General features: G+C 65.5%; 21 protein-coding genes. 4 read left to right on the plus strand and 17 right to left on the minus strand.

All coding sequences use genetic code 11. The features are described 5' to 3' along the window. Positions 1 to 192 precede the first annotated feature (192 nt). From AB4Y44_RS37580 to AB4Y44_RS37650, 15 genes are all read right to left on the minus strand, one after another. Positions 193 to 1,596 (minus strand): GH1 family beta-glucosidase, encoded by a 1,404-nt coding sequence (locus tag AB4Y44_RS37580; protein ID WP_342921281.1) that lies wholly within the window; start codon positions 1,594 to 1,596, stop codon positions 193 to 195. A gap of 202 nt (positions 1,597 to 1,798) precedes the next feature. Then, the gene (locus AB4Y44_RS37585; RefSeq protein WP_368702335.1) at positions 1,799 to 3,475 is read right to left on the minus strand and encodes a SulP family inorganic anion transporter; all 1,677 of its coding nucleotides are present in this window, start codon (positions 3,473 to 3,475) and stop codon (positions 1,799 to 1,801) included. A 196-nt stretch (positions 3,476 to 3,671) separates the two neighbouring features. Further along, positions 3,672 to 5,396: a SpoVR family protein gene (locus tag AB4Y44_RS37590; RefSeq protein WP_368702336.1), complete on the minus strand. Its 1,725-nt coding sequence runs from the start codon at positions 5,394 to 5,396 to the stop codon at positions 3,672 to 3,674. Beyond that, a complete protein-coding gene (locus AB4Y44_RS37595; protein WP_342921284.1) occupies positions 5,393 to 6,661 on the minus strand; it encodes a YeaH/YhbH family protein in 1,269 nt (422 codons plus the stop codon). Before AB4Y44_RS37595 ends, AB4Y44_RS37590 begins: the two co-directional genes overlap by 4 nt. Before the next feature lie 175 nt (positions 6,662 to 6,836). Continuing rightward, a complete protein-coding gene (locus tag AB4Y44_RS37600) occupies positions 6,837 to 8,759 on the minus strand; it encodes a PrkA family serine protein kinase (protein WP_069265701.1) in 1,923 nt (640 codons plus the stop codon). Positions 8,760 to 9,526: 767 nt separating this feature from the next. Then, the gene (locus AB4Y44_RS37605; protein ID WP_368702337.1) at positions 9,527 to 10,288 is read right to left on the minus strand and encodes a 2-keto-4-pentenoate hydratase; all 762 of its coding nucleotides are present in this window, start codon (positions 10,286 to 10,288) and stop codon (positions 9,527 to 9,529) included. Positions 10,289 to 10,669: 381 nt separating this feature from the next. Beyond that, positions 10,670 to 12,457, minus strand: a complete 1,788-nt coding sequence (locus AB4Y44_RS37610) for a methyl-accepting chemotaxis protein (protein WP_368702338.1) — start codon at positions 12,455 to 12,457, stop codon at positions 10,670 to 10,672. Positions 12,458 to 12,657: 200 nt separating this feature from the next. Continuing rightward, positions 12,658 to 13,599, minus strand: coding sequence for a ribokinase (gene rbsK, locus AB4Y44_RS37615; protein ID WP_368702339.1), 942 nt, complete (start codon positions 13,597 to 13,599; stop codon positions 12,658 to 12,660). 43 nt (positions 13,600 to 13,642) lie between these two features. Then, a complete protein-coding gene (locus AB4Y44_RS37620) occupies positions 13,643 to 14,680 on the minus strand; it encodes a LacI family DNA-binding transcriptional regulator (RefSeq protein ID WP_368702340.1) in 1,038 nt (345 codons plus the stop codon). A 138-nt stretch (positions 14,681 to 14,818) separates the two neighbouring features. After that, positions 14,819 to 15,895 (minus strand): ABC transporter permease, encoded by a 1,077-nt coding sequence (locus AB4Y44_RS37625; protein WP_342921290.1) that lies wholly within the window; start codon positions 15,893 to 15,895, stop codon positions 14,819 to 14,821. Continuing rightward, the gene (locus AB4Y44_RS37630) at positions 15,892 to 17,604 is read right to left on the minus strand and encodes a sugar ABC transporter ATP-binding protein (protein WP_368702341.1); all 1,713 of its coding nucleotides are present in this window, start codon (positions 17,602 to 17,604) and stop codon (positions 15,892 to 15,894) included. The genes AB4Y44_RS37625 and AB4Y44_RS37630 overlap by 4 nt, the downstream gene beginning before the upstream one ends. Continuing rightward, complete coding sequence (locus AB4Y44_RS37635; RefSeq protein ID WP_342921292.1) at positions 17,604 to 17,762, minus strand: hypothetical protein; 159 nt, start codon at positions 17,760 to 17,762, stop codon at positions 17,604 to 17,606. Before AB4Y44_RS37635 ends, AB4Y44_RS37630 begins: the two co-directional genes overlap by 1 nt. 107 nt (positions 17,763 to 17,869) lie before the next feature. After that, positions 17,870 to 18,832 (minus strand): sugar ABC transporter substrate-binding protein, encoded by a 963-nt coding sequence (locus AB4Y44_RS37640; RefSeq protein ID WP_368702342.1) that lies wholly within the window; start codon positions 18,830 to 18,832, stop codon positions 17,870 to 17,872. A 166-nt stretch (positions 18,833 to 18,998) separates the two neighbouring features. Further along, entirely contained in the window at positions 18,999 to 19,976 is a 978-nt protein-coding gene (gene corA, locus AB4Y44_RS37645; protein ID WP_368702343.1) for a magnesium/cobalt transporter CorA, read from the minus strand. Positions 19,977 to 20,169: 193 nt separating this feature from the next. Next, complete coding sequence (locus AB4Y44_RS37650) at positions 20,170 to 20,613, minus strand: hypothetical protein (RefSeq protein WP_368702344.1); 444 nt, start codon at positions 20,611 to 20,613, stop codon at positions 20,170 to 20,172. A 141-nt stretch (positions 20,614 to 20,754) separates the two neighbouring features. Here AB4Y44_RS37650 and cydX point away from each other — a divergent pair, with 141 nt between their 5' ends. Continuing rightward, positions 20,755 to 20,934: a cytochrome bd-I oxidase subunit CydX gene (gene cydX / locus AB4Y44_RS37655; RefSeq protein WP_342921296.1), complete on the plus strand. Its 180-nt coding sequence runs from the start codon at positions 20,755 to 20,757 to the stop codon at positions 20,932 to 20,934. After that, positions 20,931 to 21,524, plus strand: coding sequence for an AAA family ATPase (locus AB4Y44_RS37660; RefSeq protein ID WP_368702345.1), 594 nt, complete (start codon positions 20,931 to 20,933; stop codon positions 21,522 to 21,524). Before cydX ends, AB4Y44_RS37660 begins: the two co-directional genes overlap by 4 nt. 4 nt (positions 21,525 to 21,528) lie before the next feature. On the opposite strand, the gene AB4Y44_RS37665 is transcribed toward AB4Y44_RS37660, so the two are convergent. Both AB4Y44_RS37665 and AB4Y44_RS37670 read right to left on the minus strand, forming a co-directional pair. Beyond that, positions 21,529 to 22,632 (minus strand): saccharopine dehydrogenase C-terminal domain-containing protein, encoded by a 1,104-nt coding sequence (locus AB4Y44_RS37665; protein WP_342921298.1) that lies wholly within the window; start codon positions 22,630 to 22,632, stop codon positions 21,529 to 21,531. A gap of 221 nt (positions 22,633 to 22,853) precedes the next feature. Then, positions 22,854 to 23,318 (minus strand): Lrp/AsnC family transcriptional regulator, encoded by a 465-nt coding sequence (locus AB4Y44_RS37670; RefSeq protein ID WP_042265707.1) that lies wholly within the window; start codon positions 23,316 to 23,318, stop codon positions 22,854 to 22,856. 226 nt (positions 23,319 to 23,544) lie between these two features. On the opposite strand from AB4Y44_RS37670, the gene AB4Y44_RS37675 reads away from it, so the two are divergent. After that, the gene (locus AB4Y44_RS37675) at positions 23,545 to 24,096 is read left to right on the plus strand and encodes a Spy/CpxP family protein refolding chaperone (protein WP_342921299.1); all 552 of its coding nucleotides are present in this window, start codon (positions 23,545 to 23,547) and stop codon (positions 24,094 to 24,096) included. A gap of 158 nt (positions 24,097 to 24,254) precedes the next feature. Beyond that, a partial coding sequence (locus AB4Y44_RS37680) for a PGDYG domain-containing protein (protein WP_368702346.1) occupies positions 24,255 to 24,541 on the plus strand: 287 nt, incomplete at its 3' end.

The following is a 24,541-nucleotide window of genomic DNA, read 5'->3' on the forward strand; positions in this document are numbered from 1 at the left end:
GCTTTCGGCACCGGCGTCGGGCCCATGCAGGGCTCCGGTTGCTCCGGGTTGGTCTGCAAAAGCTTTTGGGTTGGAAGTTTCGTCGGCCACGGCGCGTCGTACGGCATGCCCGAGCGTCGCATGCCCTGCCGTGGTTGTCATGCTAGTTGTTGCCCTTGCTCGGTAACCCTGTCAAGCGCCCTCGATGTGCCATCAAGCGCCGTCGAGCGCGCGCCGCTGCGCGATGAAATGCGCGATGAGTTCCGCGCTGCGCTTGGGCGTGCGAACCTGCGTGTCGTAATCGACATGCACGACGCCAAAGCGCCGCTCATAGCCGAACGCCCATTCGAAGTTGTCGAGCAGCGACCAGACGAAATAGCCGCGTACATCCACGCCAGCCTTGATCGCGGCGTCCACCGCGGCGAGATGGCGCTTGAGGAACGAGATGCGCTGCGTGTCGTTGACCTCGCCGTCGCTCACGCGGTCGTCCGAAGCCATGCCGTTCTCGGTGATATAGATCGGCGGCAGGTTCTCGTAGGTGCGGCCGAAGCCGATCAGCAGGTCGCGCAGACCGTCGGGGTGAACCTCCCACCCCATCTGCGTGCGCTCGACGTCCTTCAGCGGCACTTCGACGAAGCCGTGCGCACCGTCGCTCTTCACGTTGGTGCGGAAATAGTAGTTGATGCCGAGAAAATCGAGCGGTGCCGAGATCGTCTTCATGTCGCCTTCGAGCACGAGCGGCTCGGTGCCCGGCCACAGCTCGAAGAGTTCTGCGGGATACGCGCCCTTGAGCAGCGGATCGAGAATCCACGCGTTGTGCTGCACTTCGAAGCGGCGCGCGGCGCGCACATCTTCCGGCGACGACGAGTCGGGCGTGCCGCGCCCCACGTTGGCTACGATGCCCTTGGTCGAGCCCGGATCGTTCGCACGCAGCACGCCGGTGGCGAGGCCGTGCCCGAGCAGCAGATGATGCATGGCCTGGGTGGCGTAGCGGCCGTTTGCGAGGCCCGGTGCGTGATGACCGTTGCCGTAGCCGAGGTACGCCGAGCACCACGGCTCGTTGAGCGTCATCCATGCGTCGACGAGGCCGGACAGTTCGCGGCTCATGAGGTCCGCGTAGTCGGCGAAGCGATAAGCGGTGTCGCGATTGAGCCAGCCGCCGCGATCTTCGAGATGCTGCGGCAGGTCCCAGTGGTAGAGCGTGGCAAAGGTGCGTACGCCCTTCTCCCGCAGGCGCTCCAGCAAGCGCTTGTAGAAGGCGATGCCTTTGGCATTGGGCCGGCCCTTCTCGTCCATCACGCGCGGCCACGCGATCGAAAAGCGATAGGCCTCGAAGTTCAGGCTCTCGAGCAGGTCGAGATCGGCTTCCCAACGGTGATAGTGGTCGCAGGCCACGGCGCCCGTGTCGCCCGCGAGCACCTTGCCCGGCGTGGCGCTGAAGGTGTCCCAGATCGACGGCAGGCGGCCGTCCTCGTGAATCGCGCCTTCGATCTGATACGAAGCCGTGGCCGCGCCCAGTAGGAAGTCGCTGCGCCACAGTGCGGAACTGGCGGGCGGAGTGAACGGATCGTCGGCAACTGCGGCGGCGGAATGCGGCAATGCGGTGTCCTGAGTCACGAAGCCTCCTGCGCGGAAGTCACCGGGGTTCTGGGTGGCCGGATCGGGTTGAAGTGGAAGCGCTTCCACAGCGCTTGAGGCGCACAATAGCAGCGGCGAATTCCGGCGGGCAATCGGGGTTTTTCTGTACGTTTTTATGTAGCTTCTTCACACGTTTTCCGCACTACATGGCCTTTTGGCTTGTAGCATGGTTACACAGGCGTCACGCATCCGAGCGCGACTCCAGCTCGGGACGCACCGCCGCGAGCGCTTCGTGCAGGGTCGGGAAGATATTCGCACGGCCCAGCACGGCCGTGATGCCGTGCCGATCCATGTCCGCAAGCAGATAGCAGTTCACGCGCCCGAAAATCACCTTTACTCCGCGCTCCGCGAGTTCCGCGCAGAGGTCGATCACGGCGCGCCCCGCGGAATAATCGAGATCGGTGATCGCCCCCGCATCCACGACCACGCAGTGCACGGGTGACGGCGCGCGATCGATCAACATGCGCAGTTCGTCGACGAACAAGTGATCGTTCGCATAGAACAGGTCAGCACCGAACCGATAGACGATCAGCCCCGGCGCCGTGAGCTGGCCCGCTTGCGCGGGTTCGGGCAGCCAGTGCCCCTCCTCGTTCGGCACAAGCACCATGGTGTGCGGCCGGTAGCTATGGCGCACGTGGCGCAGCAACGACAGGCCGATTGCGATGAGGATACCGTTCTCCACGCCGATCACGACGACGGCGAGCGCCGTCGTCACCGCGAGCCGGAATTCGCCGGGACTTTCGCGGCGAATGTCGATCAGCTGGCGAATGTTGACGAGCCCCACGGCAATCGTGAAGACGATCGCGGCCAGCACGCAATGCGGCAGGTATTGCAGCAGGCGGCTGAAGAACAACAGCACCACGAGCACGACGCCCGCGAACACGAGCTGCGCGAACTGGCTGCGCGCGCCGGCCTGATCGGCCATGGCGGTCTGCGTGAGGCTGCCGTTCACGACGAACGCGCCGCTCATCGAAGCCGCCGCATTGGCTGCCGCGAGGCCGAGGAGATTGGTGTCCTCGTCGGTGCGCTCGCCGTAGCGCTCGGCAAACGCGCGGCTCGTGGCGGCGCTCTGGGCGACGATGATGACGAAGCACGACGCCGCCACCTGCAGCAGATCGATCATCTGGAACCAGCCCACCGCGGGAAAGCTCAGGCGCGGCAAGCCGCCCTGCACCGGGCCGATCACCGAAATGCCGTGGCCCGCGAAGTTCAGCATGGCGCTCGCGGCGATGCTCCCCACCACGGCGACGAGCGGCACCGGCCAGCGCGGCCGGAGCTTCTTGAAGACCAGAATCGCGGCCACGACGACCACGGCGATGGCAAGTGTTGGCCAATGTATCGTGCCCGACTGCGTGACGATCTGCTTGATCTGCAGGACCGTGCGGCGTGAATCGACAGTCATGCCAAGCATGTCGCCGAGCATCGCCACGCCCACCTGCACGCCCACGCCCGTGAGAAAACCGGCGAGGACGGTGCGCGAGAGAAAGTCCGCGAGAAAGCCGAGCCGAAACAGGCGTGCGATCAACAACATCACGGCCGTGAGCAGGGCGGTCATGCCCGCGAGCGCGACGTACTCTGCGCTCGACGGCGCCGCCATGGTCGTGAGACGGCTCGCGAAAATGGTGGCCGTGGCGGAATCGGCGGCGACCACGAGATGACGCGACGCGCCAAAGAGTGCGAACGCAACGAGCGGCAGAAAGCCCGTGTACAGACCGGTTACGGCAGGCATGCCCGCGATGCGCGCATAGCCAAGCAGTTGCGGCACGTTCATCGAGGCAAGCTGCACGCCGGCGAGCGCATCGCGCAAGACGGACGCGCGAGACAGCGGCCGCACGCCGCGAAACAGTTCAAACGCCATTACGCCATCCTTTCGAAATCCGCCTCTGCGTGCGATGTTTTTTTAGCTGCAGGTTCACTGGCGCAGTATGTTAGCGCGCATGGGCGTTCCGGTACGTGTTCGATTGCAGCGTCGTTGCACACGCATCAATGAAAGAGGCCAGCCTGCAGGCTGGCCTCATGACGGATACGCTCAACCGCGTTTCGCGGCGCGATGGCTATACGCGAATCGGCGGCGGCACATAACGGCATTCGTAGCGTTTTCGGACCGTGCCGTTCTCGTCCACGCTTTCGAGGAACACGTCGAATTGCCAGAGGCGCGCCATGTGGCGCAGCACTTCGTCGGTATCGCCCGAAAGATGACGATTGTCGCTCATGAAGTGACGCAGCGTGAGACTGCGATCGCCGCGCGTGTTCACCGACCACACCTGGATATTCGGCTCGCGGTGATGCATGTCGTACTGACGCGAGAGCGCCTGGCGCACGTACTGGTAGCCGCTTTCGTCGTGGATGGCCGAGACTTCGAGGGCGTCGCGCATGTCGTCGTCGAGCACCGAGAAGAGGCGCATTTCGCGGATCAGATGCGGCGACAGGTATTGCGCCACGAAGCTCTCATCCTTGAAGTTGCGCATGGCGTAGTGCAACGCCTTGAGCCACGGACTGCCGGCCAGTTCGGGGAACCACTTGCGGTCCTCCTCCGTGGGGTTCTCGCAGATGCGGCGTATGTCGCTCATCATCGAAAAGCCGAGCGCATACGGATTGATGCCGCTGTAATACGGCTTCGTCACCGGCGGCTGATAGATCACGTTGCTGTGCGAATGCAGGAACTCCATCATGAAGCCGTCTTCGAGCTTGCCCTGCGTATAAAGCGTGTTGAGCAGCGTGTAATGCCAGAACGTGGCCCAGCCTTCGTTCATGACCTGGGTTTGCCGCTGCGGGTAGAAGTATTGCCCGATCTTGCGCACGATACGGATGACTTCGCGCTCCCACGGCTCGAGCAGCGGCGAGTTCTTTTCGGCGAAATACAGCAGGTTTTCCTGCGGCTCCGGCGGAAAGCGCTCGTCGATCTCCTCGGCAACGGGCATTTGCTGCTTCGGCAGCGTGCGCCATAGCTCATTGACCTGCGACTGCAGGTAAGCCTCGCGTTCCCGGCGCAATGCGGCCTCGCGTTCGAGCGACAGCTTTTGCGGACGTTTGTAGCGGTCCACGCCGTAATTCATGAGTGCGTGGCACGAGTCGAGCAACTCTTCCACGCGGTCGAGACCATAGCGTTCCTCGCATTCGGCGATGTAATTCTTCGCATAGACGAGGTAATCGATGATCGCGTGCGCGTCCGTCCAGAGGCGGAACAGATAGTTGCCCTTGAAGAACGAGTTGTGCCCGTACGCGGCGTGCGCGATCACGAGCGCCTGCATCGTCATGGTGTTCTCTTCCATGAGATACGCGATGCAGGGGTTGGAGTTGATGACGATCTCGTAGGCGAGACCCATCTGGCCGCGGCGATAGCTCTTTTCGGTGGAGAGAAAGTGCTTGCCGAACGACCAGTGGCGATAGTTCACCGGCATGCCGACGGACGCATAGGCGTCCATCATCTGCTCGGCGCTGATCAGTTCGAGCTGGATCGGATAGACATCCAGTTCGTATTGCTCTGCAACATGCGAGATATGTGTGTCGTACTCCTCGATGAGTTCGAAGGTCCAGTCGGAGGGGCACGGCAACGGCCGTTTGTCGGCTACGTTCATTTGCACTTCCCTTTGCTGGGCGAGCCCATGCTCCTTGTGGCGAGCAGCCCCGGCGGCATGTCCGGGCGCTTCGGCGTCTTCGTGGTGATCGGGCTTGCGCTCGTCACCGTGTTCGCCATGATGCCCTTTTTCGTGGCCGCTCGTCTTCCGGCGCTCCGGCTGGTAGCCGCGCGCCTCATTGTGCAGGTGGCGTGTCGTCATGAGTGCTCCACCTGCTTTTCGAAAAGCTCCCGGAACACCGGGTAGATGTCCGCCGCGGTGTCGACTTTCTTCATCGCCAGATGCGGTTCGGTGAGTGCGAGCTGCGCGTATTCGAGCCAGAGGTTCTGCTCCTCCGGCGTCACCTGAATATACGCAAAATAGCGCACCTGCGGCAGTATGTCATCCGCGAGAATCTTGCGGCATTTGGGCGAATCGTCAGTCCAATTGTCGCCGTCCGAAGCCTGTGCGCCGTAGATGTTCCAGTCGCTTGGCGAATAACGGTCCTCGATCACTTTTTTCATCAGCTCCAGCGCGCTCGACACGACCGTGCCGCCGCTTTCGGTGGAATGAAAGAAGGTGTCCTCGTCCACTTCCTCGGCGCGCGTGTGGTGGCGAATGAAGACCACCTCGATCTTTTCGTAATTGCGCTTGAGGAACAGGTACAGCAGGATGAAGAAGCGCTTGGACAAGTCCTTGCGCTGCTCGTCCATCGAGCCCGACACGTCCATCAGGCAGAACATCACGGCCTGGCTCGACGGTTGCGGCTGCTTCACGCGATTCACGTAACGCAGATCGAACGGGTCGATGAACGGAATGCGCCAGATGCGCCCGCGCAAATGATGAATCTGCTCTTCGAGCAGCGCGATCTCTTCGCGCCGGTCGGCCGGGTCGGCCTTGAGCGCTTCGAGCTGCTCCTCGAGTTCGTGCAGTTCGTTGACGAGCGGCGCACCGAGCGCGATGCGACGGCCGAGCGCGCTGCGCAGCGATCTCACGACGTCGATGTTGTTCGGCGTGCCTTCGGCCGCCCAGCCCGCGCGGATGCTCTTCCACGTAGGTACGGCCATGAGATGGGTTTTGACGAGGCGCGGCAGTTCGAGGTCGTCGAAGAAGTACTGCATGAATTCTTCGCGGGAGAGTTCGAACACGAAGTCGTCCTGACCTTCGCCCTCGTTGCTCGCCTGGCTGCCGCCGCCGCCCCCGCCGCCCTGTGGGCGCGGAATGCGGTCGCCGCGAATGTAGTCCTCGTTGCCTGGGTGAACCATTTCGCGCTTGCCGCCGGGGCCGTGCCGGAACGACGGCTCCGCTATGTCCTTGCGCGGAATGGTGATGCTCTGGTTGCTCTGTATGTCCCTGATGCTGCGGTCACGCACCGCTTCCGAAACGGCGTGACGAATATAGTTCTTCACGCGGCGCAAAAAGCGCTCGCGGTTAGCAATGCTCTTGTTCTTTCCGGCTAGCCTGCGGTCGATGATTTGATGAAGCACATCCAGTCTCCCGCTCCAGTTTCGAATGGGCGAGGTGCGCAGTGTTCATTGCCGCGTCTGCCATCGTGCGTGCCGCGTTCACCCGCTCATGGCCACGCCGGCTGCGCCCCGCCGGGGGTCCGCTGGCGCCGCCGCAAAGCTGCGGCAGCGCGCCCGGACGGTAAAGCCTCTTCGTTCACGACGACTTGCGCACCCGCAGATACCAGTCGCAGAGCAACCGGACCTGCTTCGGCGTATAGCCCTTCGCCACCATCCGGTTGACGAAGTCTTCGTGCTTGCGCTGCTCTTCCGCCGATCCTTTCGCATTGAACGAGATGACCGGCAAAAGTTCTTCCGTGTTCGAAAACATTTTCTTTTCGATCACCACGCGCAGCTTCTCGTAGCTGATCCAGGCCGGGTTCTTGCCGGCATTGGCCGCACGCGCGCGCAGCACGAAGTTCACGATCTCGTTGCGGAAGTCCTTCGGATTGCTGATGCCCGCGGGCTTCTCGATCTTCTCGAGCTCGGCATTCAACGCCGCGCGATCGAAGCTTTCGCCGGTATCGTGATCGCGGAACTCCTGGTCCTGAATCCAGAAGTCGGCGTAGGTGACATAGCGGTCGAAGATGTTCTGCCCGTATTCGGAATACGACTCGAGGTAGGCGGTCTGGATCTCCTTGCCGATGAACTCCGCGTAACGCGAGGCCAGCACGTCCTTCACGAACGACAGATACTTCTGCTCGGTTTCCGGCGGGAACTGCTCGCGCTCGATCTGCTGTTCGAGCACATACATGAGATGCACCGGATTCGCGGCCACTTCGGTCGAGTCGAAGTTGAACACGCGCGAGAGAATCTTGAACGCGAAGCGCGTCGAAACCCCGTTCATCCCTTCGTCGACGCCGGCGAAGTCGCGATACTCCTGGTACGACTTCGCTTTTGGATCGGTGTCCTTGAGGTTTTCGCCGTCGTACACCTGCATCTTCGAGAAGAGGCTGGAGTTCTCCGGCTCCTGCAGGCGCGTGAGCACCGACATCTGCGCCATCATCTTCAGCGTGCCCGGGGCGCACACGGCCTCGGCCAGCGACGAATTGCGCAACAGCTTCTCGTAGATCTTCATTTCTTCCGAGTAGCGCAGGCAGTACGGCACCTTCACCACGAAGATACGATCGAGCAGTGCCTCGTTGTTGCGGTTGTTGCGGAACGCCTTCCACTCCGACTCGTTCGAGTGCGCGAGGATGATGCCGTTGAACGGGATCGCTCCGAATCCTTCGGTGCCCTTGAAGTTGCCTTCCTGGGTGGCCGTGAGCAGCGGGTGCAGCACCTTGATCGGCGCCTTGAACATTTCGACGAATTCGAGCAGGCCCTGATTCGCGAGACACAGGCCGCCCGAGTAGCTGTATGCGTCGGCGTCGTCCTGGGCGTATTGCTCGAGCTTGCGGATGTCCACCTTGCCGACGAGCGACGAGATGTCCTGATTGTTCTCGTCGCCAGGCTCGGTCTTCGCGATGCCGATCTGGCGCAGGATGGAGGGGAAGCGGCGCACCACGCGGAACTTGCGGATGTCGCCGTTGTACTCGTGCAGGCGCTTCACCGCCCACGGGCTCAGGATGCTGCGCAGGTAACGGCGCGGGATGCCGTATTGCTCTTCGAGTATCGGACCGTCTTCGTCGTAGTCGAACAGCCCGAGCGGAGACTCGTTCACGGGCGAGCCCTTGATCGAGTAGAACGGCACGCGCTCCATGAGCTGCTTCAGACGCTCGGCGATGGAGGACTTGCCGCCGCCCACCGGACCGAGCAGATAGAGAATCTGCTTCTTCTCTTCGAGTCCTTGCGCCGCATGGCGGAAATACGCGACGACCTGCTCGATCACGTCTTCCATGCCATAGAACTCGCGGAATGCGGGATACACCTTGATGACCTTGTTCGCAAAGATGCGCGACAGACGCGGATCGTTGCGGGTGTCGATCTGTTCGGGTTCGCCGATTGCCGTCAGCATGCGTTCGCCAGCCGTGGCGTACGCATTGGGATCTTCCTTGCAGAGCGCGAGATACTCCTCGAGCGAGAACTCCTCCTCTCGCGTTTTTTCGAAGCGGGTCGCGAAGCTGCTGTAGATATCCATGCTACCTCCTCGCCGAGATCTGCGACCGATGTCGTGCGCGGCGCGCTATTCGGAAACGACATCGTTCAAATTCATCCTAAACCCTTTTGAAATTTTTCGCACCGTTAAATCGCGCCTGATGTGCCCTCTAAAGCTAAGCATTATTGAGCGCTTGGAGGGCGCCAGACAACGACTTACAATGATCTTCCCCACTGGTGCAAATTTCAGACCGGGGTCACGCTCCTTCCCAAATGCTGTGCCTGCGTGTTGGCCAATTACGTCGGGCCGGGCATTCGCAGCAAGCCGCTTTTTACCTGGTGTTCGACCGGCTTTTCGCCTTGTCATCCGGCCTGTCCGGCGCTACGGCATACGCAGCGCCTCTTCATCCAACGCACCAGTGCAGCGCCGGTGCACACCCATTCGTTACGATTTGTTCGCGAGCCCGCAGAGCGCGCTCGCATTGCGCACTGCCACGCCAATGTTGTGAGCACGCGTCAATGCGATTTTTTTCCCGTTTTACGCGTCGATTTCGCCATCGTCGGTGACCTGCCGCGCATTCTCGCGCGAATGCCAACCGACGCTGACCGGCCCTGTCGGCAGTAGTGGTTTTCCCGCTCCGATCAAACGACGCGTGATGAAGATGACACCCGTGACAGGTTGCCAGGTTTACACCCATGAGCCACATAGCGCGCACAAAAAAATAAAGCCGCCGCGCAATGCGCACGGCGGCCGTTCGTGAGAGCAAATATGACAGGTGCGACAGTTACCTGATGCGCCCCCCGGGCGACCTAGACGAACTCGACTTCGACTTCCCCTAGCCCGTCGATGTGGCCGTGCAGGAGGCCCGGTGTATCGATGCGGTGCGCACCGACATAAGTGCCGGTCGTAATGGTCCATTCGGGCTCGATCGTGATGCCCATTGCGGCGCAATGATTGACGAACCAGACCAGCAGTTCGCGCGGGTCGCCAGCGGGGTTGCCCGGCGCCTCCGGCACGAGCGAGGCGCCGTCAAACGTCAGTTCGAGCTCCGGCGCGACGAAATCGAGCACGCGGGCAAGCGCCGGGTACGGCAGCGCATGACCGGTCACGAGCGCGCCATTGTTCTGTGCATCGGCGAGCTGGGCGAGCGGCGCGACGTTGGGCCACTGCGCGAAACGGCTATCGACGATCTCGATGGCCGGCAGGATCTGGCCGACGCGCGCGAGCACCTCGTCGCGCGCATAGGCTTCGGCGCGCGGGACGATCGGTTCCGAAAAACGAAAGGCGATCTCCAGTTCCACGAGCACGCGGAAGAACTGGCGGCGCTCGAAGCGCGCCGGCGAGGCGTGCACGAGCGGCGCCGGGATCGGCGCACCCGAGGCGGGGCCGCCCGGGGCGCGCGCGCCCACCTTCCAGCCGCCCGTGGTCGTTTCGAGCCCGGCGAGCACCGCCTGCTGGATCGCGTAAGCCGTGGCCGCGTCCGGCGGCACGCGCTCCGGTTCCAGCGTTTCGATCAGATGATGATGCCGGCGCGCATTCACGAGGCGTTGCGCGAGATCGTCATGCGTCATGTCGGGTTCCTTGTTTGTGCTGTCATGCGGCGCCGACGCTCGATGCCGGCGCAATCCGTCCTGCGTGGCGCGGTGCGCCCTCCCTTGCCCCTGCGGCGCGGGTCCTGCCCCTTGCGGCGCCGCCCCGTACGGGCCGCGCTCGGGCATCGGCGCGGGCTGAACCGTCCAGCACGACGCCATGCCGCTCGCGGGCACCGCTGGGCGCCGCAGTGTAGCGCGCCGACCGGGCCGCGCAGATGACACGGCTGACAATGTACCGTAACGGCGCTCGTATGGCGCACGGCGGGGCCGCACAACGGGGTCAAAGGCGTAAAAAAAGCCGCTGCGGCGCAGCGGCTGGCACTCGCGCGCGGATGGTCCGCGCGGCGGGTCAGAGGAATCTCAGAAGGTTTCCCAGTCGCCGCTCGAACCGGCGCCCGACGCCACGGCGCTCACCGGCACGCTTGGGGCCGCGGCGGGCCGTGCGGCCGGCTGGGCGGCGGCGGGAGCGGCTGCAGCGTTGCGCGGCGCGCGCCTGGCCGCGGGCGCAGCAGCCCCGCCGGCTGCTGCCGGGCGTGTGACAGCCCGGGGGACGGCAGCCGTCCTGGCGGCTGCCCGCACGGGCTGCACCGGCGCAGCCCGTCCCGCGGCGTCATCCAGGTTGAATACCGCGACGGCCTCGCGCAGGCGCCCCGCCTGGTCCTCGAGCGATTGCGCCGCGGCGGCGGCCTCCTCGACGAGCGCCGCGTTCTGCTGGGTCACCTCATCCATCTGCGTGACCGCGCGCGCGACCTGGTCGATGCCGCCCGACTGCTCCTGCGAAGCCGCCGCGATCTCGCCCATGATGTCGGTCACGCGCTGCACCGCGGCGATGATCCCGGTCATCGTGCGGCCCGCCTCGTCGACCAGCGCCGAACCTGCTTGCACGCGCTCGACCGAGGTATCGATGAGCCCCTTGATCTCCTTGGCCGCCGCCGACGAGCGCTGCGCGAGGCTGCGCACCTCGCCCGCCACCACGGCGAAGCCGCGCCCTTCCTCGCCCGCGCGCGCCGCTTCGACGGCCGCATTGAGCGCGAGGATGTTGGTCTGGAACGCGATGCCCTCGATGATCGTGATGATGTCGGCGATCTTCGCGGAGCTGTCGTTGATGTCGCCCATCGTGCCGACCACCTGATTGACGACCGAGCTGCCCTTGTTGGCGATTTCCGAGGCGTTGGCGGCGAGCGCGCTGGCCTGGCGGGCGTTGTCGGCGTTCTGCTTCACGGTGCCGGTGAGCTGTTCCATGCTCGAGGCGGTCTGCTGGAGCGCCGAAGCCTGTTCTTCGGTACGCGACGAGAGGTCGAGGTTGCCCGCGGCGATCTCGCGCGTGGCCGTGGCGATCGATTCCGTGCCCGAGCGCACCGAGCGCACCGTTTCGGTGAGGCTGCGCTGCATCTGCGCGACGCCGCCCAGCAGTTCGCCCATCTCGTCGTTGCGGCGCACGACCACCGGGCGGCGCAGATCGCCGGCGGCGATCGCATGGAAAGCGCCGAGCGCTTCGCCCAGCGGCTCGGCAATGGCGCGGCGCAGCGAGAAGAACGAATAGGCGGCCGCGCCGATGCCCACGAGCAACGCCGCGATGCAGGCGATGCGCAGTTGCGAGAATGCGGCCTGGGCGTCGTCGAAGCCCTGCTGCGCTTGCGTCATCTGGAATTTGTCGAGCACGGCGTCGGCCTTCGAGAGCCCGTCGTAGGCCTCTTTGAGCGCCTTGGCACCCGCCACGACCTTCGCCTGGTCGCCCGACTGGACGGTCGTCATGAACTGGTCCGCGATCTGGTGCAGGGTATCGCGCCGGGCCGCGACGTCCTGAGCAAGTCGCGCCTCCTCGCCGCCATGCGGCAAGGCCATGTACTTTTTCCAGAAGTCGTCCGACACGCCACGCAACATATGTGCACGGTCGATCGTCGCGGCGGCGTCGGATGTACCCAGTTCGAAGGCGGCCCGGTCGAGCGCAAGACGCTCGCGCGCCGCGTAGATCTCGGCCAGGTTGACCGCGTGCGAACTCGGCATCTGGTCGGTGAAGGTCTCGCGATACGCGTCGTTCGAACGCGTGAGCCCCAGCAGTCCGACCGCACTGATCGCGACGATCAACGCCGCCAGAAAGCCCATTGTGATGCCGATGCGCGCCTTGATACTGATGCCCTTGCCCATGACTCCCCCAACGCTTGTGGTGTGGTCGGGCCCAGCGCCCGACATCGAGTTGTCGTTCTAACAGGCGTTTACGGCACAGTTTTCATGGTCTTGAAATGTGTATATGGTATGAAGTATTGGCGAATACATTCATACGCGGCGCGAATAAGCCGCGCCGCGGCCGGCCATGGCTTATATGGCGGCAAGACGTGCAGATACGCTCAGCCCGCGAGTTCGGCGAGCGTGGGAATGGACGGTTGAGCGCCCTCGCGCGTGACGGAAACCGACGCCGCACGCAATGCGAACGCGATGGCTTCGAGCACAGGCGCGCCGGCGGCCAGGCGCGCGGCCAGTCCGCCGATGAAGGTGTCGCCGGCCGCCGTCGTGTCCACCGCATTGACGCGTGGCGCGGGCAGATGGACGGCCGCGGCGCCGTCGAGCAGCGCGCATACGCCCTGCGCCCCGAGCGTCACCAGCACGTTGCGTGCGCCCGCTTCACGCAGCGCCAACGCCGCGCGCGCCGCCTCTTCGGGCGTGCTAGCGGACAAACCGGTGAGCGCGGCGGCCTCCAGTTCGTTCGGTACGAGATAGTCGATCAGCGGGAGCCACGGCGCGGGCAGCGGCCCGGTGGCAGGCGCCGGATTGAGGATGGTGATCTTGCCGAGCCGCCGTGCGGCGGCGAGCGCGGCCGCCACGGCGTCGGTGGGCGTCTCGAGCTGGCAGACCACGACGTCGGCTTGCGCGAGCGCTGCCTCGTGGCGTGCGATCGTTTCGGGTGTGAGCTCGCCGTTGCTGCCGGCCACGATGACGATGGCATTCTGGCTCGCGTCGTCGACGACGATCAGCGCCACACCGGTCGGCGCCCCCGGCGACGTTTCGAGCGCGCCGCAGTCGATCCCTTCTGCCATCAGCCCCGCGCGCAATACCTCGCCGTTGCTGTCGGCGCCGACCCGGCCAACCATCGCCACCTGGGCGCCCAGGCGCGCCGCGGCCACCGCCTGGTTGCCGCCCTTGCCGCCGGCCACCTGCGCAAACGCATGGCCCGCGAGCGTTTCGCCGGGTGCCGGCAAGCGCGGCGCACGCGCGACGAGATCCATGTTCAGACTACCGACCACGGCCACGCGAGCGCGCGCGTCAATCGGCTTGGCTGCGTCAGTCGTCACGATGCCTCCTCGATGGCTTGCGCCTTCGCTACGCCACCCTGCCTCAGGCCGCAAGCGGCGCGTATTCCTCGGCGCCGACCCAGGGCCCCGTCGATTCACGCGCAAAGAGCGTCGGCGGCATGACGCGGCGTCGCGCCCTCGCGCCTTCCTCGCGCGCGTTCGCGATGCGCTCGATCAGCGTGAGTGCCGCCATGTCGCCGAGCGCACGCGCCGGCTGGCCGACCGTCGAGAGCGCGGGCCAGGTGAAGTTGCCGAGCTCGATATCGTCGAAGCCGATGATCGAGCAGTCGCCGGGCACGCGCAAGCCGCGTTCGGCGGCCGCGCGCAAGGCGCCGATGCCCATCATGTCGTTGCCGGCGAAGATCGCGGTCGGCCGCACGCTGTCGAACAGTTGCGCCGCGGCGCGATAACCGCCCGCCCCGGAAAAGTCGCTTTCGACGATCGCCCCCGGCGCGATCTCCACGCCCCGCTCGGACATGGCGCGCAGGAAGCCGTGCATGCGCATCGCGCTCACCGCGGTCGTGACCGGCCCGGTGATGCAGCCAATGCGCGAGTGCCCGAGTTCGAGCAGATGCCGCGTGGCGAGCCAGGCGCCGCGCTCGTGGTCGATCTGCACGAGATCGGCGTCGAGCCCCTCGATGTTGCGGTCGATGACGACGATCGGCTCGCGCGCATCGGCAAGCGTCGAGGCCAACACGGCGTCGTCGCCGGCCGAGGCGACGATGAGGCCGTCGATGCGCTTTTCCTGCAGCACGCGCAGGTAGCTGCGCTGCTTGGCCGGGTCGTCGTCGGAGTTGCAGAAGAACACGCAGTAGCCCTTGCGCGCGCAGGCGTCCTCGACGCCGCGCGCAAGCTCCGCGAAATACGGGTTGGTGCCGTTCGGCACGAGCAGACCCACGGTCGCCGTGGCACGCGCCTTGAGCGAGCGCGCCACCGCCGACGGCACGTAGTTCAGGTCGCGGATCGCACGCTCGACCTTGGCCCGCACGTCCGCCGACACCGGACGCGAATTGTTCACCACATGCGACACCGTCGTGAAAGATACCCCCGCCACGGCGGCCACATCCTTGATCGTCGCCATATTTATGTTGCTCCTGCTTTTTTGCTGCCCTGTTGCTGCCGGCTCTCTGCGCGCCCGTTGTTGGTTTGGTCTGGCGTCGCTTCCCCGGTCATTTCCGCCGGCCCGCGCTGCATTGCGGACCGCGCCCTCGAAAAATTGTTATGCCCTGCTGCCTCTACGACTTCGCCTGCTGCGGTACGTGTCGAGCACGACCGCCACGACGATCACCGCGCCGGTGATGATGCGCTTGGTGGGCTCGTTCGCGCCGATCTGCGCGAGCCCCGCGGCCAGCACCGAGATGATCAGCACGCCGAAGAACGTGCTGATGACCGAGCCGCGCCCGCCCATCAGGCTCGTGCCGCCGATCACCACGGCCGCGATCACCTGCAATTCCAGCCCCACGCCCGCGTTCGGATCGGCGGCTTCGAGGCGCGAAATCTGGAACAGCGCCGCGAGCCCCGAAAACGCGCCCATCAGCGCGAAGACGATCACCTTGTACGGCCGCGGATCGACGCCCGCCAGGCGTACCGCTTCCTCGTTGGTACCGATACCAATCAGATACCGTCCGAACACCGTGCGCGTCAGCGTGAGCTGTGCGATCACCATCACCGCCACCGCGATCAGGAACGCCGGTGAAATGCCGAATGCGATCGGGTTCGAGAGAAAGTCGAACGCGTCGCCGATATACGCCGTGCGCGAATTCGTCATCTGGTACGCCAGCCCGCGCGCCGCTTCGAGCACGCCGAGCGAAACGATGAACGACGGGATGCGCCAGCCCACTGTCACCGCGCCGGTGAGCGTGCCCGTGGCCGCCGCGGCGACGAGGCCGAGCAGCGCCGCCGGCAGCGCGCCCCAGCCCCACTTGAGCGACGCCACGCTCACCACCGAAGCGCCGAGCGCGAGCACCGAGCCCACCGAAAGATCGATGCCCGCGATGATCAGCACGAAGGTCATGCCCACGGCCATCACCACGAGATCGGGAATCTGGTTCGCGATCGTGCTGAACGTATCGTAAGTGAGGAAGTGTGAACTCAGCAGCGAGAACAACACGACCATCGCGATCAGCGCGAGCGCGAGGCCCAGATAGTTCGAAAAGCCAAAGCGCGTTCCCACGGGCTTGCCGCTCGCCTGCATCGCATGCGGCGCCGACGCCGTCGCGATTTTGGTCGAACTGGTTCGCCCACCGCTTTCGTCGCCCTGCGGCGACGGTTGCCCGCGCAACGGGTCGTTCGTCATGAAGCGCTCCCTCGTGGGTCGTCGTTGCGTTCCTGTGGCTTGCGCGTTTCCACGTGTGGCGGCACCTCGCCCATCTCCGGCAAATCGCACGCGTTCGCGACCAGCGCATCCTCGGCGCGCAGCCCCGCGAAGGCGGCGGCCAGCAGCTTGTCCTGGCTCCACTCGTCGCGACCGTAGATGGCCGTCATCTTCCCCGCCGACATCACGCCGATGCGGTCGCAGATCAGCATCAGCTCGCGCAGGTCGCTCGATACCACCACGAGCGCCCGGCCCTCGCGCGCGAGCGCGCCCATGAGCGCGTAGATGTCGAACTTCGCCCCGACGTCGATTCCGCGCGTGGGCTCGTCGAACAGCACGACGCGCATCGACTGCGTAATGTCGCGCGCGAGCCAGCGGCCGATCACCACCTTCTGCTGGTTGCCGCCCGACAGCTCGCCCACCGGCTGCGCGGGTCCGGACGCGCGGATTCGCAGTGCGTCGATCTGCGTGCGCGCCAGCGTGGTCTCGCGCGCCGCGTCCACCACGCCATAGCGCGAGACCGCGCCCACGTTGCCGAGCGTCACGTTCGCGGCGAGCGGCTGCGGCAACAGCAGCCCTTCGCCCTTGCGGTCCTCGGTGATGAGCGCGATGCCAAGCCGAACCGCGTCGGCGGGCGAGGCGACCTGCACCGGCTGCGGCGCCGCGCCCGGCGTGGGCGCCAGCGCCACCGTGCCGCGCTCCATGCGGTCGGCGCCGTAGATGAGCCGCATCAGCTCCGTCCTGCCCGCGCCGATCAGCCCCGACACGCCGAAAATCTCGCCGGCGCGCACCTCGAACGACACGTCGCGCACGGCCTTCGCGCGCGTAAGTCCGTCCACCTTCAGGAGCGGCGCGCCGATGCGCCGCTGCCCCAGATCGATGCGCTCGCCAAGCTCGCGTCCCACCATCAGCGCGACGATGCGCTCGGGCGTGAGGTTGGCCATGGCATCCACCCGCACGAGCTTGCCGTCGCGCAGCACCGCGACGCGCTGCGCGATGCGCTCGAGTTCTTCGAGCCGGTGCGAGATGTAGACGATCGCCACGCCGCGCGCCTTCAGCCGCGCGACCTGCTCGAACAGCAGCTCGACCTCGCGGGCCGTGAGCATGGCCGTCGGCTCGTCGAGGATCAGCACGCGCATGTCGCCGCCATCGGCGCCACCGGGACCGGCAGCACTGCCGATCAGGTTGCGCGCGATCTCCACGAGCTGCTGATGCCCGATACCCAGCTCCCCGACCGGCGTGTCGGGGTCGATCGCCTCGAGCCCGACCTGCGCCATCGCGGCCCGCGCGTCTTCACGCAGCCGCCTGCGATCGATCCAGCCGAACCGCAGCGGCCCCGACTGCGGCAGGCGGTCCAGAAACAGGTTCTCCGCAACGCTTAGCGTGGGCAGCAGGTTCAGCTCCTGCATGACCATGCGCACGCCGAGCGCCTCGGCTTCGCGGCGGCTCGCCGGGGCGTAGGGCTGGCCCATCAGCGTCATGCTGCCCGCGCTCGGCGCCGTGAGGCCGCTCACGATCTTCGAGAGCGTGCTCTTGCCGGCGCCGTTTTCCCCCGTGAGCGCAAGCACTTCGCCGGCGTGCAGCGCGAGGCTGACGTCGGCGAGCACCGGCTGCTCGTAGGTCTTGCCGACGCCCGTCACCGTAAGCACGGCGGGCGCAGGTGACGCTACGTCGGGGACATTTGCATCCATCACGATCCTGTAGTCGCGAGCCGCGCCGCCGGGTTCAACCGGTGAGTCGCGCCGCCCGGATACTGCGGGTCCGCACCGCCGCCGCACGCTCCGGTAGAGCGCGCCTCGAACGGCGCGCCGGGCAGCGATACGCCGCCCAGCGGAAGACGGCCGCCCATGCGGCCATCCCGGTACAAATAACGGCTGCGCGGCGAGATTCTTGAGCGTTTATTGCGTTGCGCACGCAAATACCGCCGCGCCACGGCGTGGCGCCTGCCGGCAGCGCTTACTTCGTGACGAGCACCACGGGCGTTTCGACGATGCCCGACAGCTCCGACTGCTTCTTGTGCTCCTTGAGCGCCTTCAGGGCCGTGTCGATGCCGAATACGGCCTGTTTCGCCGCGAACTGGTCGGCGGTGGCGAGCACGCGGCCGTCCTTGAGCATGGGCTTGATGGCGGCGATGTTGTCGTAGCCGACCACGTACACCTTGCCCTGCTTGCCCGCCGCGCGCACGGCCGACACGGCGCCGATCGCCATGTTGTCGTTGCCGCACAGGAGCGCCTTGATGTCCGGGTATTCATTGAGCATGGCCGAGGCGACGGCGTTGCCCTTGTCGATCTCCCATTCGCCCGACTGCGTCGAGACGATCTTCGCGCCCACGGCGTCCATCGCGTCCTTGAAGCCCGCGGTGCGCTGCTGCGCATTGGTCGTGGTGGACACGCCCTCGACGATGCCCACCGGGTCGCCCGACTTCAGGCGCCTGGCCAGGTAGTCGCCCACGAGGCGGGCGCCCTTGCGGTTGTCCGGGCCGACGAACGGCACGTTCAGGTCCTTGGACTTGAGCACGTCGGCGTCGAGCTTGTTGTCGATGTTCACGACGATGATGCCCGCGTCCACCGCCTTCTTCACGACGGGCACGAGCGCCTTGGAGTCGGCGGGCGCGAGCACGATGGCGTCGACCTTCGAGACGATCATCTGCTCGACGATCTGGATTTGCGCGGCCGTGTCGGTCTCGTTCTTGATGCCGTTGGTGATGAGATCGAACTGGTCGGCGTTGTGCTTCTGATAGTCCTTCGCGCCGGTCTCCATGGTGAGGAAGAACTCGTTGGCGAGCGACTTCATGACGAGCGCGACCTTCGGCTTGTGAGGCGCCTGTGCGCGGGCCGCGAGCGGCAAGGCGCCTGTTACGGCGGTCGTGGCGAGCGCGCTGGCGGCGAGAAGGATGCGGCGGCGAATGCGGGAGTTCATGTCTGGAAGTCTCCGGTTTGTCGGGCCCGGCTGGGCCCTGCTTTCTGGTTATGCGCAAACGTTTTCTGCCGGCCCATTCTCGGCGCAGGCGCTGAACGATGTCAACTTCGCTCTGTCACTGGCGTCGCTGCCGGCCATGCGGCGACGCAACAACACCCGCCCCGCATTAGAGCCAGTTAATACGACGAAACAGGAAAAACAGGAAGATATCGAGCACGAGCATGGCGGCAAGGCAGATCTGGTAGCCAAACCTGAAATGCAGCTCCGGAATATGCTCGAAGTTCATGCCGTAGATACCCGCGATCATCGTCGGCACGGCAAACAGCGCGGCGAAGGAACCGAGCCGCTTGGTCACCTCGTTCTCCGCGAGCGAGATCATGCCGAGGTTCACCTGGATCGCCGTGACGATCATTTCGCGGCGTGCGTCGATCATGTTGGACACGCGCACGAGATGGTCGTACACGTCGCGGTAGTACGCCTGCATGCCCACGCAGATCTGCGGAATGCGCCCGCCCACGAGCTTGCCGACGGCATCCACGAGCGGCGTGACGTGATGCGCGAGGATCACGAGACGGCGCTTGAGCGAATAGAGATCCTCGATGATCGCGCGCGAGCCCGCGAGGTCGTGTTTGTCGAAGATGCGGTCCTCCAGTTCCTCGATCTCGCTGGAGAGCGTTTCGAGCACGGGCGCGTAGCGGTCGACCACGCTGTCCATCAGCGCGTAGAGCACGAACCCGGAGCCTTCGCGCAGCAATTCGGACTCGCGCTCGCAGCGCGCGCGCACGTCGGTGAAACCCTGCTGCGCGCGGTGGCGCACCGAGAGCACGAAATTGGGGCCGGCGAAGACGTTCACCTGGCCTGTGATGACTTCGCCGTCGTCGTCGAGTTCGAGCGTGTGGAGCACGCAAAAGAGCGTGTCGCCGTATTCCTCGATCTTCGGCCGCTGGTTGCCGTTCATCACGTCTTCGATGGCGAGCGCATGCAGGCCGAACTCCTCCTTCATCGCCGCCATTTCTCCGGCGTCGGGATCCTTGAGCGCGACCCAGACGAAGCACTCGGGCTTCGCCAGATAGTCGCTGATGGCTTCGACTGTGACGTCGGCCAGTTTCTTGCCGCCTTGATACGCGACGCAATTGATTAGCATGTTCCTTTTCTTCCGCGCGGCGGGTCGCGCCCGCGCCGCTTCGAGTTGCACCGGTTGCCAAGTGTAAGGTGTTCCGTCGACCGACGGCGTCTGGACGGGGTGCCCGAGCGGCGCGCGCCCGCCTGACGGGACCTGACTGGGCCTGAGAGCACTGCCCGTGCCCGCCGTGCAACGGCGGCGGCAAACTGGGAGGTTACTGCGCCACGCGGCGGATGCCGATGCGGTCATCCTTGTCGAAGGTGACGCTCGCGCGGTTGGTGTAGCGCGGATCCACGAGAAAGCGCAATTCGATCACGGGATCGAACTGGGTCGTCACGGCGATGCGGTGCACGCCCGGCGTGAGGTAGAACGTGACGTGCTCGCCGTCCATGAGGTCGGTCACGGGCTCGCCGTCGATGTAGACGGGCGCGTCGCGGAATTTGACGATGACGTTGCGGGTGCGCTCGCGGCGCACGTCCACGGCCACGAGGCCCTCGCCCGGCCCGGTGTAGCCAGTCTTCAGGATGCGTTCGGCCGGCACGGGCTTGAACGGCATGGGCTGCGGCTGCTCCTCGGCACAACCGACGAGTGCGAGCGCGGCGACCACCGTGACGGCGGCGAGACTCGCGATCGATCTGCGCGACGGCAAAGGCGGCATGGGCGCTTTCCCCTCTTCTGACCTCTGGCTCCTGGTTCGCGCCCATCATATCCGTATGGGCGCCAGACCGATCATCGTTGTTATATGCTTTGGGGACTGCGCGGCAGCGCTCGCAACCGGCATCAAGAGGAGGCAACGGCCATGTGGTACTTCTCGTGGATCCTCGGCATCGGCGTTGCGCTCGGCTTTGGCATCATCAACGTGATGTGGCTCGAGGCCAACGGCAAATTCCTGAACGGACACGGACCCGAGCAGACCGGCCCGGATAGCGCCCCTTCGGCAGACGCCGGCACGCCACATGGCGAGGCACGCCGCCCGTGACGAGACTGGTGTTCTTCTGCGGCCACGCCGGCGCCGGCAAGACCTCGCTCGCCAAACGCCTGTTCGCGCCGCTCGCCCGCGAGACCGGCGAGCCGTTCTGCCTGCTCGACAAGGACACGCTTTACGGCAGCTATAGCGCCGCCGCAATGGGCGCGCTCACGCACGACCCGAACGATCGCGACAGCCCGCTCTTCCTGCAGCATTTTCGCGAAGCCGAGTACCGGGGGCTCATCGACACCGCCCGCGAAAACCTCGAGCTTGGCGTGAGCGCGCTCGTGGTCGGCCCGCTATCGCGCGAAGTGCGCGAGCGCAAGCTGTTCGACCGCGCGTGGCTCGGCGTCGGTCAGGAGGTGGGGCTCACCGTGGTGTGGGTGCATACGAGCGAGGAAACGGCGCACGCGCGCATCGTCGCGCGCGCCCATCCGATCGACGCGTACAAACTCGCTCACTGGGCCGAATACCGGCAGCGGCGCTTCATGCCGACGGGTGCGCAGCTCGACGGCCTGCTGCTCTTCGACAACAGCGCGCCCGCCGCGGCCGACTACGACGCCTTGCTTGAGCGCATCGTGTCGGCAACGGCATCGACCTGAGACTTCAGGCCGCCACCTTCGCGCGGCTGTCGAGCGTCGCGCCTTCGTACACCTGACCGAAGCGGTTCGCGAGGAACTGCTGGAGCGACACCTGCTCCTGACGCACGAACCCGGCTTGCGGCAGACGCTTTTCGCGGAACAGGTCGAGCACCGCGCACATGGCGCCGGCGGTGGTGATCTGGATCGCGCTCATGGGCACGCCGCATACCGTCTTCGCGAAGATCTTGCGCGTGAACACTTCCTGCACGAGCTTGCCGTCGCGCATGCCGGTCACCGTCATGAAGATGAGCACGACGTCCTGCTCCGTGGCGGGCACCGAGCGGCGCATGATGGACTTGAGCGTGTCGCGGTCGCTGGAAAGGCGCAGGTCTTCGAGCAGGAACTGCATGAGCGCGCGATGACCCGGATAGCGCACCGACTTGTAGTCGAGCGACTCGACCTTGCCGGAAAGCGTCTCGCAGAGCGTGCCCAGGCCGCCCGAGGTGTTGAAGGCCTCGTACTCCACGCCGTCGAGCGAGAAATGCTCGAGACCTTCGAGCGGCTGCACCCACTGCGTGCGGCCTTCGCGGATCGCCTCGCACGGCTGGCAATACTCGTTGATGAGACCGTCCACGCTCCACGTGAGGTTGTACTTGAGCGCGTTGGTGGGGAACTGCGGCAGCGCGCCCACGCGCATCTTGACGTCGCGGATCTCGGTGAAGCGGCTCGCGAGTGCATGCGCCGCAATGCCGATGAAGCCGGGCGCGAGACCGCATTGCGGCATGAAGACATGATCGGCGCCGTCGGCCAGCGCGCGGATCGCGTGGGTCGCGCGCACGTCCTCGGTCAGGTCGAAGTAATGGACGCCCGCGCCCTTCGCCGCCGACGCGACGTTCACCGCGAGATAATACGGCAGCGCGTTGATCAGCACGTCGTAGCCTTCCAGCGCGCCGCGCAGCGCGGCCGCGTCGCCGGAATCGACACGCGCGGTGGGGATGCCCTGCGCCGCAAGCGGCTCGAGCGCCTTCGCATCGCGGTCGAACGCCGCGACTTCGTAGTCGCCGCTCTCGCGCAGCATGTGGGCAATGGTGTGGCCGATCAGACCGGCGCCTGCAATCGCAACTTTCATGGGTCATCTCCTTTGGTTTTCTATGCTTGGGGATGGGCAGCGCCCGCTCAAACACAGTCTAGGGAGAGACAAATACGGTTCATAGACGCAAAACGATGCGTTTCGACCGCGATTTTCGGCATTATGACGAACGGTTTCGTCGAAATGACGAAACCGTTCATTTTCGATGGCGAATACCTCGCCGTCCGCCCCACGTTTCGACCCGCGGCTCAGCCCTCGATTCAGCCCGTCACCGAGCCGCGATCGACCTTGCGCGCGAGCACGATCGACGTGGTCGTGCGCTCCACGCCGGGTATGCCGCCAATCTGGTCGAGCAGGTCGTTGAGGCGGTCGGGCGAATCGGCGCGCAGCCACGCCACGTAGTCGTACTCGCCGCTCACCGCGCACAGCAACTGCACTTCGGGCATCTTGCCGAGGCGCTTTTGCACATCGGGCCCATGGCGTGGCGCGATGATGAGCCCGACCCACGCCTGCAGACTCGCATCGAGCACGTCCTGGCCGAGGCGCACGCCGTAGCCCGCGATCACCTGGGTGCGTTCGAGCCGCTCGATGCGCGCCAGCACCGTGGTGCGCGCGACGCCCAGGCGCCGTGCGAGATTCGCGACGCTTTCGCGCGCGTTTTCCTGCAGCAGCGCGACGAGGCTGCGGTCGAGGTCGTCGAGTTGATCGAGGCGCGGAGGTCTCATCGGGGGGCGGTCTGGATGGGAAGTCTGAACGGCGTCATTATCGCGCGCGGGTGAGCACGCCGGGCGGCGCCCGCGTCACGCAAGCCATGCGCGACGGGTATTTCCACGCGTTTCGTTTGTAAGCAAGTGTCGCAGCCGGGGCGTCGCGAAGCGAGAACGTGGTACTAATAACGCCTGCAGCCATTCTGGCCATGCTACCCGCTACGAAATGATTCAAGGAGTCACAATGAAGAAAGCTTTCGTCATCCTTGCCGCCTCGCTCTCGATGAGCGGTGCGTTCGCGCAAAGCGCCGCGCCGGCCGCGTCGGCAACCGCCGCGGCCGCGTCGAGCGCCGACGTGCGCGCCGCACAGCATCAGCAGCGCGTCGAGGAGCGCATCACGTGGCTGCATACGCAGCTCAAGATCACGCCCGAGCAAGAGCCGCAATGGAAGACGTTCGCCGACACCATGCGCAGCAACGGCGAGACCATGTCGAATCTCTTCAAGCAGCGTGCGGAGAGCGAAAGCTCGCGCAACGCGCTCGACGACATGAAGCAGTACGCGCAGATCGCCCAGGCGCACGCGGACGACATGCAGAAGCTCGTCTCGGCATTCGAGCCGCTCTACACCAGCCTCTCGCCGGAACAGAAGAAGCTCGCCGATCAGGCCTTCCGCCACGGCAATGAGTACGGCCCGTCGGGCAAGCCGGGGCATCCGAAGCACAAGGGCAAGGCGAAGCCGTCCGCAGGCGCCGCAGCCAGCGACTCCGAAGCGGCCAGCACGCCGGCCGCGCAGTAAGACGGAGTAAGGCGCACCCGCGAATCGGGTCGCGCTCCCATGCGTGCGCGACGGCCCGATCCAGGGTACCCTTGCGGACCGCGCGACGGCCGGGCGAAACTGCCCGGCCGTCGCTTCTTTGAAAGCCGTTTTTTGTGAAGCCGTCCGCTGCTGCCGCCATGATTGAACTGACCCAACTCGACCTGCGTGTCGACCCCGCCGCACAGCGCGTCGTCAAGGACGAGACCGTGAGCGTCGAGTTCGCAACCGAAGCCGGCGAGCTGATGAGCCTCGAAGGCCCGAACCGCTATGCGCCCGGCGACGCGATCATCACCGGTTCGACCGGCGATCGCTGGGTCGTCTCGCGCGACCGGTTCGATGCGAAGTACCTGCCGGCGAGCGACACCCTCGCCCACGGCGATGCAGGCGCGTATCGCAACCACCAGGTCGTGGTGCTCGCAAGGCG

It is taken from the genome of Paraburkholderia sp. BR10937 (genome assembly GCF_040965695.1).
GTDB lineage: Bacteria > Pseudomonadota > Gammaproteobacteria > Burkholderiales > Burkholderiaceae > Paraburkholderia.

What these genes read in the sequence shown, in the direction of transcription:
- AB4Y44_RS37590 (WP_368702336.1), bottom strand. Translation starts at nt 5,396, where the DNA reads ATGACGACACGCCACCTGCACAATGAGGCGCGCGGCTACCAGCCGGAG.
- AB4Y44_RS37605 (WP_368702337.1), bottom strand. Translation starts at nt 10,288, where the DNA reads ATGACGCATGACGATCTCGCGCAACGCCTCGTGAATGCGCGCCGGCAT.
- cydX (WP_342921296.1), top strand. Translation starts at nt 20,755, where the DNA reads ATGTGGTACTTCTCGTGGATCCTCGGCATCGGCGTTGCGCTCGGCTTT.
- AB4Y44_RS37625 (WP_342921290.1), bottom strand. Translation starts at nt 15,895, where the DNA reads ATGACGAACGACCCGTTGCGCGGGCAACCGTCGCCGCAGGGCGACGAA.
- AB4Y44_RS37620 (WP_368702340.1), bottom strand. Translation starts at nt 14,680, where the DNA reads ATGGCGACGATCAAGGATGTGGCCGCCGTGGCGGGGGTATCTTTCACG.
- AB4Y44_RS37585 (WP_368702335.1), bottom strand. Translation starts at nt 3,475, where the DNA reads ATGGCGTTTGAACTGTTTCGCGGCGTGCGGCCGCTGTCTCGCGCGTCC.
- AB4Y44_RS37635 (WP_342921292.1), bottom strand. Translation starts at nt 17,762, where the DNA reads ATGGGCGGCCGTCTTCCGCTGGGCGGCGTATCGCTGCCCGGCGCGCCG.
- AB4Y44_RS37670 (WP_042265707.1), bottom strand. Translation starts at nt 23,318, where the DNA reads ATGAGACCTCCGCGCCTCGATCAACTCGACGACCTCGACCGCAGCCTC.
- AB4Y44_RS37665 (WP_342921298.1), bottom strand. Translation starts at nt 22,632, where the DNA reads ATGAAAGTTGCGATTGCAGGCGCCGGTCTGATCGGCCACACCATTGCC.
- AB4Y44_RS37650 (WP_368702344.1), bottom strand. Translation starts at nt 20,613, where the DNA reads ATGCCGCCTTTGCCGTCGCGCAGATCGATCGCGAGTCTCGCCGCCGTC.
- AB4Y44_RS37600 (WP_069265701.1), bottom strand. Translation starts at nt 8,759, where the DNA reads ATGGATATCTACAGCAGCTTCGCGACCCGCTTCGAAAAAACGCGAGAG.
- AB4Y44_RS37610 (WP_368702338.1), bottom strand. Translation starts at nt 12,457, where the DNA reads ATGGGCAAGGGCATCAGTATCAAGGCGCGCATCGGCATCACAATGGGC.
- corA (WP_368702343.1), bottom strand. Translation starts at nt 19,976, where the DNA reads ATGCTAATCAATTGCGTCGCGTATCAAGGCGGCAAGAAACTGGCCGAC.
- AB4Y44_RS37640 (WP_368702342.1), bottom strand. Translation starts at nt 18,832, where the DNA reads ATGAACTCCCGCATTCGCCGCCGCATCCTTCTCGCCGCCAGCGCGCTC.
- AB4Y44_RS37675 (WP_342921299.1), top strand. Translation starts at nt 23,545, where the DNA reads ATGAAGAAAGCTTTCGTCATCCTTGCCGCCTCGCTCTCGATGAGCGGT.
- AB4Y44_RS37630 (WP_368702341.1), bottom strand. Translation starts at nt 17,604, where the DNA reads ATGGATGCAAATGTCCCCGACGTAGCGTCACCTGCGCCCGCCGTGCTT.